This window comes from Bradyrhizobium ingae (assembly GCF_055791185.1).
Map to the genome: position 1 here is coordinate 186,276 of NZ_JBVUBB010000003.1, position 13,073 is coordinate 199,348.

Annotated in this window: 10 protein-coding genes; 7 read left to right on the top strand and 3 right to left on the bottom strand. The window is 64.3% G+C overall.

Annotation, left to right across the window (positions count from 1 at the left end):
* The first annotated feature begins 17 nt into the window (after window positions 1-17).
* From ACV1FX_RS05890 to ACV1FX_RS05915, 6 genes are all read left to right on the top strand, one after another.
* Window positions 18-1,511 carry an ABC transporter substrate-binding protein gene (locus ACV1FX_RS05890; protein WP_473116611.1) on the top strand — a complete coding sequence of 498 codons (1,494 nt, stop codon included), beginning with the start codon at window positions 18-20 and terminating at the stop codon, window positions 1,509-1,511.
* A gap of 260 nt (window positions 1,512-1,771) precedes the next feature.
* The gene (locus ACV1FX_RS05895; RefSeq protein ID WP_473116612.1) at window positions 1,772-2,857 is read left to right on the top strand and encodes a cytochrome-c peroxidase; all 1,086 of its coding nucleotides are present in this window, start codon (window positions 1,772-1,774) and stop codon (window positions 2,855-2,857) included.
* A 25-nt stretch (window positions 2,858-2,882) separates the two neighbouring features.
* On the top strand, window positions 2,883-3,203 hold the full coding sequence (locus tag ACV1FX_RS05900; RefSeq protein WP_473116613.1) for a plastocyanin/azurin family copper-binding protein: 321 nt from the start codon (window positions 2,883-2,885) through the stop codon (window positions 3,201-3,203).
* Window positions 3,204-3,231: 28 nt separating this feature from the next.
* The gene (locus ACV1FX_RS05905; RefSeq protein WP_473116614.1) at window positions 3,232-4,890 is read left to right on the top strand and encodes a methyl-accepting chemotaxis protein; all 1,659 of its coding nucleotides are present in this window, start codon (window positions 3,232-3,234) and stop codon (window positions 4,888-4,890) included.
* A 175-nt stretch (window positions 4,891-5,065) separates the two neighbouring features.
* Window positions 5,066-5,374 carry a hypothetical protein gene (locus ACV1FX_RS05910; protein WP_473116615.1) on the top strand — a complete coding sequence of 103 codons (309 nt, stop codon included), beginning with the start codon at window positions 5,066-5,068 and terminating at the stop codon, window positions 5,372-5,374.
* A 70-nt stretch (window positions 5,375-5,444) separates the two neighbouring features.
* Window positions 5,445-6,263: an aspartate dehydrogenase gene (locus ACV1FX_RS05915; protein ID WP_473116616.1), complete on the top strand. Its 819-nt coding sequence runs from the start codon at window positions 5,445-5,447 to the stop codon at window positions 6,261-6,263.
* Window positions 6,264-6,269: 6 nt separating this feature from the next.
* Here the strand turns inward: ACV1FX_RS05915 and ACV1FX_RS05920 are convergent, their stop codons facing one another.
* The 3 genes from ACV1FX_RS05920 to ACV1FX_RS05930 form a co-directional block, all read right to left on the bottom strand.
* Window positions 6,270-7,571, bottom strand: coding sequence for a PQQ-dependent sugar dehydrogenase (locus ACV1FX_RS05920; RefSeq protein WP_473116617.1), 1,302 nt, complete (start codon window positions 7,569-7,571; stop codon window positions 6,270-6,272).
* 173 nt (window positions 7,572-7,744) lie between these two features.
* Window positions 7,745-10,495 carry a hybrid sensor histidine kinase/response regulator gene (locus tag ACV1FX_RS05925; RefSeq protein WP_473116618.1) on the bottom strand — a complete coding sequence of 917 codons (2,751 nt, stop codon included), beginning with the start codon at window positions 10,493-10,495 and terminating at the stop codon, window positions 7,745-7,747.
* Window positions 10,492-11,535 carry an ABC transporter substrate-binding protein gene (locus ACV1FX_RS05930; RefSeq protein ID WP_473116619.1) on the bottom strand — a complete coding sequence of 348 codons (1,044 nt, stop codon included), beginning with the start codon at window positions 11,533-11,535 and terminating at the stop codon, window positions 10,492-10,494. Before ACV1FX_RS05930 ends, ACV1FX_RS05925 begins: the two co-directional genes overlap by 4 nt.
* Before the next feature lie 584 nt (window positions 11,536-12,119).
* Between ACV1FX_RS05930 and ACV1FX_RS05935 the strand changes: the two genes are divergently transcribed.
* Window positions 12,120-13,073: a sugar-binding protein gene (locus ACV1FX_RS05935; RefSeq protein WP_473116620.1), complete on the top strand. Its 954-nt coding sequence runs from the start codon at window positions 12,120-12,122 to the stop codon at window positions 13,071-13,073.

Below are 13,073 nucleotides of genomic sequence, written 5' to 3' on the forward strand. Positions count from 1 at the left end.
GGCCGGGGAGAGAAAAAATGTTCAAGAAATTCACCATTGTCGCGTTGACCGCGGTTTTTGCCGCGGCCTCGCTGCCGGCTCTGGCGCAAGGCAAGAAGGACAGCGTCATCATGGGCATGACGCTCGAGCCGCCGGGACTTGATCCCACCAACGCAGCCGCAGCGGCGATTGCCGAAGTCACGCTCTACAACATCTATGAGACGCTGACCAAGATCAACGAGGACGGCTCGGTCTCGCCGCTGCTCGCCGAGAGCTGGACGGCGTCGCCCGATTTGAAGACCTATACGTTCAAGCTGCGCAAGGGCGTCAAATTCCACAATGGCGAGCCGTTCGATTCCGCGGCGGTGAAGTTCTCGTTCGAGCGCAACGCGGCTGCGAACTCGACCAACAAGGACAAGAGCCTGTTCCAGAGCTTCGAGAAGGTTGACGCGCCGGACGCCGACACGGTCGTGGTCGCGGTCAAATATTCCGAACCGAACTTGCCGTTCCTGCTTGGGCAGGCGAGCGCCTCGATCGTCGAGCCGAAGAGTGCGCCAACCAACGTGACCCAGCCGGTCGGCACCGGGCCGTATCAGCTCGGCGCCTGGGTCAAGGGGTCTTCGATCACGCTCAACAAATGGGCCGACTATCGCAATGCCTCCGCGATCAAGCTCTCCAAGGTGACGATCCGCTTCATCGGCGATCCCGCTGCGCAGATCGCAGCCCTGTTGTCCGGTGACGTCGACGCGTTTCCCCGCGTAACGAGCCGCAGCATCGCACAGTTCAAGTCAGATCCGCGCTTCACGGTGCTAATTGGCGGTTCCAAGGCCAAGACCATCATCGCCATCAATGAAAAGAAGAAGCCGCTCGACGATGTTCGCGTTCGCCGCGCCATTCTCGCCGCGATCAATCGCCAGGCGGTGATCGACGGTGCCGTGGACGGCCTAGGCACGCCGATCGGCAGCTTCTACACGCCAGGCTCGCTCGGCTATGTCGACACCACCGGCGTCAACCCCTACGATCTGGAAAAGGCCAAGAAGCTGCTCGCCGAGGCCGGCGTCACCACGCCGCTCGAGATCTCGCTCAAGCTGCCGCCGCCGCCCTATGCACGGCAGGGCGGCGAGATCGTCGCGGCGCAGCTCGCCAAGGTCGGCATCACCGCGAAGATCGAAAATGTCGAGTGGGCGCAGTGGCTGTCGCAGGTGTTCGCGCCGAATGGGCCGCACAATTACGACCTCACTATCGTCAGCCATGTCGAGCCGTTCGACCTCGTGAAGATCACCGAGCCGGACTACTACCTCGGCTACAACAACGAGGCCTTCAACGCGCTCTACAAGCAGATCGTGACGACACCGGATGAAGCGGCCCGCGCAAAGCTGCTCGGCGACGCCCAGCGCATGCTGGCAACCGATGCGGTCGCCGGATTCCTGTTCCAGCCGCAATGGCTCACCATCACCAGCAAGAAGCTGAAAGGCGTCTGGAAGGAAGTCCCGCAATTCGAGAACGATTTCTCGGCGTGGTCGTGGGAGTAACGTTCACAAGCTGACGTTGATGGAATTCGTCATGGCCGGGCTTGTCCCGGCCATTTCATTTGGTGCGCCGTGCGCCGTCTCACTTATTGGGATAATGCACGTTGTTTCAGTATTTTTACGGTGGTTGCCTGTTTTCCCGCGGCACACCGCGGGAAACATAATTTAACATTTCGCCTCTAATTCTCATCTTGTCGTTCTGGCGTTTGGTTGCGCCGAAGCTTTTTCGGTGTCGGAAATGGCACCCATTTTGGGGACATTGCATGCCGGTGCGCGGCTCCTATCGCTCGATCGCCTTTCTGGCGACGATCGCCTCGGCCGGTCTCGGCGTTCTCGGCTTCAGCACCATCGGTTTTGGCGCGGCCGTGGTCGGCGAAAGCCGGAAGGTCGAGATCACGCAGAAGGCGCCGGGCGGGCTCGATGCACTGAAGGCGCAGTACCGTCGGCCGACCACGATCCCGTTTCCCAAGGATGATCCGTATACGCCCGAGAAGGCTGCGCTCGGCAAGAAGCTCTATTTCGACACGCGCCTGTCGGTGAGTTCAGCGCAGTCCTGCGCGAGCTGTCACAGTCCCGGCTTCGGCTGGGGCGACGGGCTCGCCGTCGGTGTCGGTCACGGCATGGCGAAGCTCGGCCGCCATTCACCGACCATCGTCAACGCGGCCTGGAGCGCGATCTTCATGTGGGACGGGCGTCTTCCGACGCTCGAGGAGCAGGCGCTCGGCCCGATCCAATCGCCCGGCGAGATGAACATGAAGCTGGACGATCTCTTGGCGCGCCTTTCCAGCATTCCCGAATACAAGCCGTTGTTCGACGCGGCCTTTCCCGGCGAAGGCATGAAGGCGAAGACACTGGCGCAGGCCATAGCTACCTATGAGCGCACCGTCGTCTCGGAGCGCGCGCCGTTCGACGCCTGGATCGACGGAAACGAGAAGGCGATCTCGGAAGACGCCAAGCGCGGCTTCGCCGTGTTCAACGGCAAGGCGCAATGCGCCGCCTGCCACGAGGGCTGGAATTTCACCAACGAAGGTTTTCAGGATATCGGCCTGCCGAGCATGGATGTCGGTCGCGGCGAATATCTGCCCAGTGTCGTCAAGATGCAGCATGCTTTCAAGACGCCGGGCTTGCGCGAGATCGGCCGTCGCAGCCCCTATATGCATGACGGCTCGCTTGCGACCCTCGAGCAGGTGATCGACCATTACGACCATGCCGGCGTCGATCGTCCCAGCCGCTCGGACCTGATGCGGCCGCTCGGACTGACGGCGCAGGAAAAGGCCGACCTTGTCGCCTTCCTCAAGACATTGACCAGCGAACTCAGCCCAACGGCCGTGCCGGTCCTTCCACGCTAGCAACGATCTTCAAGAGGATATTCCCATGCGTACACTCGCTCTGTTCACCGGTGTCATCATCTGTGGTCTTTCGGTCGGCGCCTACGCTGCGACGGAGGTGATCCACCAGCAGGGCCGCGTCTTCTCGTCCGAAAGCATCTCGGTCAAGAAGGGCGAGGCGCTCACGTTCCTCAATGACGATACGGTGCCCCACAACATCATGTCGGCCAGCAAGGGCAACGAGTTCAATCTCGGCTCGCAGGCGCCGGGCACCTCGACCGACGTTTCCTTCAAGGAAGCTGGTGACGTGCAGGTAATCTGCGCGATCCATCCGCGCATGAAGATGATGGTCAAGGTGACGGACTAACGGGCCCGCTGGGCGCCGGAGATTGATGATGTCGATTCGCTACAAGATTTTCGGTGCCTTCAGCGTCGTGGTCCTCCTCGCCTGCGCGATCGCTTTCTACGGCATCCGCGCCATCGGCACTTCGGGCGACATGGTGGTCAAGCTCTACGACGGGCCGCTGATGGGGATCAACCACGCGCGCTCCGCGCATGCAGCCCTGCACGAGGCGCGCCTCGTGCTCCAGCGCAGCCTGGTTGCTGGCACTTCCGGCGACATGGTCACGAAATTCGAAAGTCTGGTGCGTAGCAGCTTCGAAGATCTCAACGTGGTGCGTGAACGTGCGCCTTCGCCGCCCGTTGCAGCGGCGCGCGAGAAGGCCGAGGGCCTGCTCAAGGGCTGGTCCGGCGCCGCGCTCAAGATCCTCAAACCATCGCCCGGCGGGGTGACGGAGATTCCGACGAGTTTTCTGCTCGCCGAGCAGGGTGATCGCCTGATGGCCTCGATCGACGATCTCGTCGAGCTGGTTGCGGCTTATGGCTACGAATATCGCACCGCGGCGGAAGGGTCGGTGGAGCAGGCGCGCACCACGATGCTTTCAGTCGCAGTCGGCACGGTGGTGATCGGGCTGATCATCGCGTTCGCCTTCTCCTATTCGATGAGCCGGCCGATCTCGGCCGCGGTCCGGGTTGCCGAACGCGTCGCGGCCGGCAATTTCACCGATGAGATCTCTGTGCGTCGCCGCGACGAGCTCGGCCGTCTCCTGAAATCGCTAGCTGTCATGCAGGCGAGCCTCAAGGCTCGTGCCGACGATGATCTCGCGCTGATCGCGGCCAAGGACCACAGCAGCGCCGAGCAGAGCAACCGCCGCCAGCGCCTCGAAGCCGAGATAGATGCCTTCCGCTCCGCCTTCAGCGCTGTGCTGAGCAATACCGACCGCATGACCGGCGAACTGACCGACACGGCGCAAAACCTCGCCTCCACCGCGCGCACTGCGGGCACGCAGTCGAACGAGGCGGCCTCGACCGCCAAGGAAACCTCGACCAACGTCCAGACGGTCGCGAGCGCGGCCAGTCAGCTCGGCGAATCCGTGCAAGCGATCACGTCCCAGCTTGCCGATGCGACCACGATCGTGCAGCGCGCTTCCGGCATGGCGGAAGCCGCGAACCAGACCATCGGCCGGCTGGCCGTCGCCGCGCAGCAGATCGACGAGGTGGTCGGCTTCATCCGTACTATCGCCGGGCAGACCAATCTGCTCGCGCTCAACGCGACGATCGAGGCTGCGCGCGCCGGCGAAGCGGGCAGGGGATTTGCGGTCGTCGCCTCCGAAGTGAAGGCGCTTGCGACTCAAACTGCGAAGGCGACCGAGGATATCTCTTCGCAAATCACCGAGGTGCAGTCGGCAACGCGCCACGCCGTCGACAATGTCGGCGCCATCGCGCTGATCATCGGCGAAATCGACAGCTTTACCGGCCGCATCGCAGCCGCCGTCGGCCAGCAGAATGCCGCGGCCGGCGAGATCTCCAGAAACATCGGCCAGGCGGCCAACGGCACTGCCGTTGTTGCACGCAGCATCGCCGGAACGGCGGAGGCGACTGACAACGCCAACCGCTCGGCCGACATGGTGCTTGCCACCGCGCACGATCTCTCCAACCAGGCGATGCAATTGCGCTCGTCGGTTGACCGCTTCCTGGCGAACGTGGCGGCTTGAGGGAAGGCGGCGCGCGTCCTTTTTTGCGCCTCAATTTGAGCGTGTCCTCGCCTTCTCTCAACGGGAACGGCGGGGAATTATGCAGTTCAATCGGATGTTGGCAGGCTCTGCAATCGGCGGTCTGATTCTGGCGTGCGCTTCGATCTCTCCAACCTACGCCGCTGCGGGATGCGCGGTGGATAAGCTGCAGGGTGCCTATGTCTTCGACGGACGGGGCACAAACGTGCACTACGGTGTCTTCAATTTCGACGGCAGCGGCAGGTTCTCGGGCAAGCAGACCTCGATCCGCCAGACGACCACCCCGTCGCGCGAGACACTTCAGGGCACATATATCGTCAACGCCGATTGCACCGGCGCCATGATCATGGACGGCCAGCCCGGCGGCACCGCGCATTGGGATATCTTCGTCTCGTCCGACGGCAAGAAGGGGCGGATGATCCGCACCGATGCCGGCATTCACGGCGTGCGCACCTTCGAGCAGTAAGCCGAGCCGCTGCTGCTTTGCGCGCAGGCGATGCCTGCGCTATGAAAGGCCTTGCGAAGGAGAGTTGCGCATGGCCGATCATCGAAAGGACCTGCGGGTTGCCATCGCGGGATTGGGCTCGATCGGCACGAAGATCGCCGTCGAGCTCGATCGCGGTATCGAGGGTCTGGTCCTGTCGGCGATTGCCGCGCGCGAGCCCGACAAGCATCGCGCATTTCTGAGCGGCCTGCGCCAGCCGCCATCCATCATGCCCGTCGCGCAGCTCGCCGAGGTGGCCGATATCGTCGTCGAGTGCGCGCCGAGCCATCTGCTACGCAGCATCGTCGAGCCGGTGGTGAGGCGAGGGAAGGCGGCGATCGTCGTCAGCGTTGGCGCGCTGCTCGACAATTCCGACCTCATAGATCTCGCCAAGGCTCATCACGGCCGCATCATCGTGCCGACCGGTGCGTTGATCGGCCTTGACGCGGTCAACGCGGCAGCCGTTGGCACCATCCATTCGGTCAGGATGGTCACGCGCAAGCCGATCGACGGCCTGAAGGGTGCGCCGTTCATCGTGCAGAACGGCATCGACATCGACAATTTGCGCGAGCCGCTCAGACTGTTCGCGGGCACCGCGCGGGAGGCGGCCAAGGGCTTTCCGGCCAATCTCAACGTCGCGGTCGCGCTGTCGCTGGCAGGCATCGGCCCCGATCGCACCATGGTCGAGATCTGGGCCGATCCGACCGTGACGCGCAACGTGCATCGCATCGAGGTGGAGGCGGATTCCGCGCGCTTCTCGATGGCAATCGAGAACATCCCCTCGGAGAACCCGAAGACCGGCATGATCACGGCCTTGTCCGTGATCGCCCTGTTGCGCAAGCAGCGCGCCACGCTCAGCGTGGGCACGTGAGCGCGTTTACGCGCCTGTCACGCGCCAGATGACGTTGCCGACGTCGTCGGCCACCAGCAGCGAGCCGTCAGGCCCGAGCGCGACGCCGACCGGCCGGCCATAGGACTCCTTTTCGTCGGGTGCGAGGAATCCCGACAGGATGTCGCGGGCAGGACCGGAGGGTTTGCCGTTCTCGAACGGCACGAACACCACCTTGTAGCCGCTCAGCGTCGAGCGATTCCAGGAGCCGTGCTGGCCGATCACCATGCCGTCGGGGAAGCCGGGCAGGGTGCCGGCCGGCATCCAGCACAGGCCAAGCGAAGCCGTGTGTCCGCCGAGCGCATAATCTGGCGTGATCGCCTTTGCGACCATCGCAGCATCCTGCGGAACGCGATCGTCGACCGTCTGCCCCCAATAGCAGTAAGGCCAGCCGTAGAAGCCGCCGTCGCGCACCGAGGTCAGATAGTCGGGCGGGGTCTCGTCGCCGAGCCCGTCACGCTCGTTGACGACGGTCCAAAGCACGCCTGTGCTCGGCTCGAAGGCGAGGCCGACGGGATTGCGCAGGCCCCCCGCGAAGATGCGGCTCGTGCCGTTCACGAGATCGAGCTCGTAGACAGCGGCGCGGCCTTCCTCGACCTCCATGCCCATCTCGGCGATGTTGCTGAGCGAGCCGACGCCGGCATAGAGCTTCTTGCCGTCGGCGCTCGGCAGCAGGCTGCGCGTCCAGTGTCCGGATGGCTTGAAGGTGACGAGCTCGCGTCCCGAAGCCTTGATGCTTTCGGCGCCCGCGACGTAGGGAAATGCGACCACGCCGTCGGTGTTGCCGACATAGAAGGTGTCGCCGATCAGCGCCATGCCGAACGGCTGGCTCAGTCCTTCCATGAACGTTCCGCGCTGCTCGGCGACGCCGTCGCCGTCCGCATCGCGCAGTCGCGTGATGCGGTTGGCGCTGACGCCGAGCGCTGCCGCGCGCCGCATCGTTGCCTGCATCGCGTAGTGAAACACGCTCCGCGGCGGGCCGGCGATCTGCGTTGCCTCGGCGATCAGCACGTCGCCATTCGGCATCACGTTGATCCAGCGCGGATGGTCGAGCCCGCTGGCATATGCGTCGACCTTCAGTCCGGGCGCCGTAACCGGCTTCTCGCCATCGCGCCAGCCCCGCGCGGTCGGCATCTTCAGGGTCGGGATGGCGCCTTGCGGCTTGGCCTCCGGAATCTGCGGCGCGCCGCCCCAGGCCGGTTGTGGCTGGGTTTCCGACATCCGCCGCCAGACCAGCGCAGCTCCGCCGATCAGCGCGACGATGCGCGCGAACACGCTGGAAAAGCTCATGAAAATCCCCTGTTGAAGCGGCAGACCGATGCGGCCTGCGTGGCTGTCGCGTTGATTCTGCGGCCGGCCGCTAGCAGCAAGGCAGACGCAGATGACAGTAGTTATACGATCTTACCGTTTCCAATCGAATCGCTGAGATTGCATAGCGCTCCCTTGTCAGGGCGCTTCCTCCCTTAAAAATCCTGCCCGCCCTGGTTGGCGGGCCTCTTTTTTGCGGACGGGCGGCATTCCGGTGCAGGCGCGGGCTTCTCTTCGTCGCGGATCAGGCCGGCCAGCGCATGCAGGGATGCCTGCCGGAGCATGTCCAGCTCGCGTGCAGCGGTCCGGCACTCCGCGATCGACATCGATGCGGCCGCGAGCTCGATCACGTTGCAGGCTTCGAACAGGCGGACGAGACCGAGCGCGCTGGCGGCACTGCCGAGCCGATGCGCGCATTTCGCAAGGTGCACGCGATCATCCGTGGCTGCGGCTCTTGTGATGTCCGCGACGAGCGTCTCACTGGTCTCTTCGAGGAGCTCGCAGAGCTTGGAAATCTGCCGCGCGCCCAGTAGGTCCCTCTGATCGCTCAGGAAGCGCTCGTCGATCAGCATGCCTGTAGCCAGTCGGGCTGTCTCCGATCCTTCTTGCGGATCGTCGTCGAGCGCATCGCGCAGGTTCTTGATCAGGATCGGCTTGCCCAGCATCTTGCGGATCCCGGCGCCGGCGAGGCGCTCGCGGGCGCCGCCCGAGACGTCCGCGGTCACCGCAATGATCCGCGGTGCCTGCTGCAATCGAAGCTGGCGGATGCGTGCCGCAGCCTCGACGCCGTCCATGTCGGGCATGTGCAGGTCCATCAGGATGACGTCGAACGTTGCGCTACGGGCTCGCTCGATGGCCGATGCGCCGTCTCGCGCGGTCACGGCGTGATGCCCGAGCCTGCTGAGCATGGCCTCGCCGATCTCGCAATTGACGGGATCGTCGTCGACCAGCAGCACGCGAAGCGGCCGCGACGGCGCGCTTGGCGCAGCCTGGGAGGCCTCTATCCCGGCAGGTCCGAGCGGGACTGCGAGGTGGAACACACTCCCGGAGCCCGGCGCGCTCTCCACCGTTACGTCCCCGCCCATCAGCCGCGTCAGTCGGCGGGCAATCGCAAGTCCCAGCCCGGTGCCGCCGAAGCGTCGCGCAATGCTGTCGTCGGCCTGCACGAAATCCTCGAAGATCCGCTCGTGCATGTCGGACGCGATGCCGATGCCGGTATCGGCGATGGCGACGCGGAGCAGCGAGGCATCCTGCTGCGGCGCGAGCGCGGCCTTGAGCGTGATGCTGCCCTTCGCGGTGAACTTGACGGCGTTGCCGATGAGATTGAGGAGCACGCGATTGAGCCGCACCGGATCGCCACGCACATGCGCATTGAGGCTCGCATCGCACGACAGGTCGAACGCCAGCCCCTTCGCCAGCGCCTGCGGGCGCATCAGCTCTGCGGCCGTCTGGATGAGCTGGTCGAGGCGGAAATCGCGGGTCTCCAGTGCTTCCGTGCTCGCTTCCAGCCGCGCATATTCCAGGATCGCGTCGACCAATGCGATCAGGGTTTCACCGGATGCGGCCGCGGTCGCGAGGTGCCGCCGTTGCGCCTCGTTCAGCCCGCCGTCGTCGAGCAGTTGCAACACGCCCATGACGCCGTTGAGCGGTGTGCGAAGCTCATGGCTGACGATGGCCAGGAAGCGCGACTTGGTCTCGTTGGCCTGCACGGCGGCGCTGCGCGCGCGCTCGGCGGCATCGTGCTCGGCCAGCGCATGATCGCGGGCCTTTTCAAGCTCGGCCGTGCGTTCGGCAACCTTGCGCTCCAGCGTCGCGTAGGAATCTCGCAGATGCGCGGCCATGACGTTGAACTGGTCGCCAAGCGCCTCGAGCTCGTCATTGGTCTTGATGGCGAGCCGTAAGGAGAGATCGCCGCTGCCGATCCGCTTTGCGCCCTGCGTGAGCATCTGGATGGGCACGGTCATGCGCCGGCTGAGCAGGAACGCTGCCAGGACGGCGAAGGCGAGCATGGCGACCAAAAGGAACGTCGAGCGCCCGATGGAGGCGTAAATCGGCGCATAGGCTTCGCTGATCGGCAGCTCCACGAAGACGAGCCAGCCGAGCGGAGGGACCGTTGCGTAGGTCGACAACACGCGTCGCTGCGACAGGTCTTCCCTGATGAATCCGCCCGCCGCGGGCGCGACGCCGGCGAGTGCCGCCTGGACGTCGGGACGATCGGAAAGATCGGTGTGGCGCAGGGCAGGCCAAAGGTCCGGATGTGCGATCAGCTGTCCCTTGCGATCGACGACATACGCCTTGCCGGTGCTGCCGACCTTGATCCTGGCGACGAGGTCCCAGATGAAGCGCAGATTGACCTCGGCGACGGTGACTTGAGGATCGTTGCCGCCGCCGAGAACCGCAAGCGTCATGAACGGCTCGGTATCGCCGAAGAAGTAGACCGGTCCGTAATAGATGCCGCTCGCCCTGGCGCCGAGAAAGGCAGGCGAGGCCGCAAGATCGGTCTGGCTGCCCACCTTGTCGGCGAGACGGCGCGACACGCGAACCTGCTCGTGTCCGCGGGCATCGAGCGTTGCGATCTCGGCGATGGCGGGCGAGAGGCGCAAGAGGCGGATGGCGTTCAGCCGCTCGTCCTCCTGCGCCGACAGATCCGGCGGCAGGCGCGACACCCATTTGAGCTGGCTTTCGATCTGACCGATGAACTGGCCGATCTGGACCGCTGCCGAGGCGGCCTGTTCGCGCTGGGTCGCCGCAAGGAGCTGCTTCTGCTCGCTGTAAGAGAACCAGACCTCGAGTGCGGTGTTGACGGCGAGCGCCGCGAAGGCGAGCGCGACGAACGAGTAGAGATATTTGCGGAACAGCCGGCTCGGAGGCGCGCGCAAGGTGTCCTGGCTGGCCGGCTCGTTCACTCGCGGATCTCGTCGGCGCGCGCCAGCAGCGTGGGCGGCAGCTTCAGCCCAAGGGCGTCGGCAGCCTTGCGGTTGATCAGAAGCTCGTATTTTCGCGGCGACTGGACCGGCAGGTCGCCCGCCCTGGTCCCGCGCAGGATGAGATCGACATAGTCGGCCGAGCGCACCTCGAGCGAAGCGCCGTAACTCATCAGTCCGCCGACGTCGATGAAATAGTGAAAGGGATAGATCGCCGGTACGCGGTGCTGCGCGGCGGCGGCGACGATGGCGCGCCGGTTGATGACGAGGAAGCTGTCGACGAGCGCGATCATCCCGCCCGCGGGGGCGCCCGCAAGGCCGCGGATGGCCCAATCGATTCCGGTGGCGTCGTTAACCGGCAAAGGCGTGACGGTCACGCCCATGGTCGCGGCTTCGGATTCGATCGCGTCGAGGAAGAAGCGCCCGGCGCGCGGTGTGGTCGCCGGATTGAAGAGGATGCCGATGCGCTCGATGGCGGGGGCTGCTTCCCGCAGCAGCTGAAGCCATTTGCTGCCCATTTCGGCAGTGCCGTTGGTGAAGCCGGTGACGTTGCCGCCGGGGCGCGCAAGGCTCTCGACGAAGCCGTTGCCGACGGGATCGTTGGCGGTGGCGAACACGATCGGGATGGTCTTGGTGGCCGCCGTCAGGGCTTCGGTCTCGATCGTCGACGAGGTCAGGATCACGTCCGGCTTGAGTGCGAGGATTTCCCGGATCGCAGCTTCCTGCTGAGCCGGGCCGCCGAAGCTCGAACGGATCTCGTAGCGGACATTGACACCTTCCACCCATCCACGCTCGGTCATGCCCTGGATCAGGGCGCTCAGTCGCGAGGCTGCGCTCTCCGGCGTGCTCCGGTTCGTCAGGGGATCGCCGAGCGGCAATCCGATCAGCGAGGCGACGACACGGACCCGGTCCGGCGATGCGCCGAGCGCAAGCCATCCCGCGGCCGATGCACCGGCGAGGCGAATGAAGTTTCGGCGGTCGACCGCCACCGGGGCGAAGGGACGCGCGGGCTGCCCGGTCATGAGATGGGTTGCACGATGGCCTGTTCCAGCCGCTGTGAATAGCGCGAAAGAGCTATGATAACAAATGGCGAGGACTGCGCCTGTGAATGTTCGTTCGCAGCTATCAGGCGTGAGAGTTCAGAGCCCGGCGGGAGGTTCTTTGCGAGCCGGCATTCGGGCCGACAGCCTTTCAGACTCGCGCGATGGGGATATATTCGTTAATTCAGAATTCTCTCAATAATGAATATTTTGGGTGGCGCGAATTGCCCCCGGCGTCGGGGGATCGGCCCTTGCGGCCGCAAGGGATGTTCATTTCTCGAAATCAACCCCATGCAAAGTAGAAATCGTAGGTCACGGGGCGCCGGCTGACTTGCCTGTCCGACCGAAGCGAATGTGCCCTTGGTTGCACGCCCCGAGGGACTCTGGTACATTTGAGGTGCGTGCCTCATTTCTCTTCCTTGCAGGCTGAAGCCGACGGCGCCGCGATCTCCGTTGATCCGGAGCGGGGCTTGGTTGGCCCAGTGGCGGGGAGAAACGGGCGATTGCGCAAATGACATGAAGAGTTGGCCGCGATCGACGGTCGACCGCTTAAAAGGGAGGGATGAATGAAGCGTCTCTTGGTTGCTGGTGTATCCGTTGCGTTCGCGGTCGCGTTGGGTCTCGGCTCGGCCAACGCGGCGGACAAGAAGGTTCTGGCCTTCGTCGTCAATGGCGCGTCGGACTTCTGGAAGATCGCCGAAGCCGGCGTGAAGAAGGCGCAGGGCGAATTGCCCAATTTCGACCTTCAATTCAAATATCCGGAACAGGCCGCGGCCGCCGTGCAGCAGCGCGTGATGGATGACCTCGTCGCGGCAGGTGCGGCCGGCATCATGGTCAGCGCGGTCGATCCGAAGAACCAGACCGAGCAATTGAACAAGGTCGCCTCGCAGACCGTGCTGTTCACCACCGACAGCGATGCGCCGGCCTCGAAGCGCGTCGCCTATATCGGCTCGTCCAATACCGATCTCGGCAAGGAAGCCGGCAAGATGATGTTGAAGGCGCTGCCGAACGGCGGCAAGTGCGTCGGCTTCGTCGGTCTGCCCGGTGCCGACAATGCCCGCGAGCGCATCGAGGGCGTGAAGGAGACGATCAAGGGCTCTAAGGTCGAGCTGGTGGACGTCCGCGGCGACGAGATCGACCAGACCCGCGCCAAGCGCAATGTCGAGGATATCCTCGCCGCCATGCCCGACGTGAGCTGCCTGGTCGGCTTCTACTCCTACAACACGCCGCGCATCTACGAGGTGCTGAAAGAGGCCGGCAAGCTCAACAAGATCCAGATCATCGGCTTCGACGAGGATCCGATCACGCTCGGCGGCGTCAAGGAAGGCAGCATCGCCGGTACCGTGGTGCAGCAGCCGTTCGAGTGGGGCTATCAGGGCATGAAGCTGATGGCCGCCTACATCGGTGGCGACAAGTCGGGTATCCCTGCGAACGGCATCATCATCGTTCCTGGCAAGGTCATCGACAAGTCGAATGTCGACGACTTCATGGCCTCGATGAAAGCGATGCTCAAGAAGTAG

Excerpts from the sequence above, each read along its gene's own strand:
- ACV1FX_RS05890 (WP_473116611.1), top strand. The coding sequence starts at position 18 with ATGTTCAAGAAATTCACCATTGTCGCGTTGACCGCGGTTTTTGCCGCG.
- ACV1FX_RS05895 (WP_473116612.1), top strand. The coding sequence starts at position 1,772 with ATGCCGGTGCGCGGCTCCTATCGCTCGATCGCCTTTCTGGCGACGATC.
- ACV1FX_RS05900 (WP_473116613.1), top strand. The coding sequence starts at position 2,883 with ATGCGTACACTCGCTCTGTTCACCGGTGTCATCATCTGTGGTCTTTCG.
- ACV1FX_RS05905 (WP_473116614.1), top strand. The coding sequence starts at position 3,232 with ATGTCGATTCGCTACAAGATTTTCGGTGCCTTCAGCGTCGTGGTCCTC.
- ACV1FX_RS05915 (WP_473116616.1), top strand. The coding sequence starts at position 5,445 with ATGGCCGATCATCGAAAGGACCTGCGGGTTGCCATCGCGGGATTGGGC.
- ACV1FX_RS05920 (WP_473116617.1), bottom strand. The coding sequence starts at position 7,571 with ATGAGCTTTTCCAGCGTGTTCGCGCGCATCGTCGCGCTGATCGGCGGA.
- ACV1FX_RS05930 (WP_473116619.1), bottom strand. The coding sequence starts at position 11,535 with ATGACCGGGCAGCCCGCGCGTCCCTTCGCCCCGGTGGCGGTCGACCGC.
- ACV1FX_RS05935 (WP_473116620.1), top strand. The coding sequence starts at position 12,120 with ATGAAGCGTCTCTTGGTTGCTGGTGTATCCGTTGCGTTCGCGGTCGCG.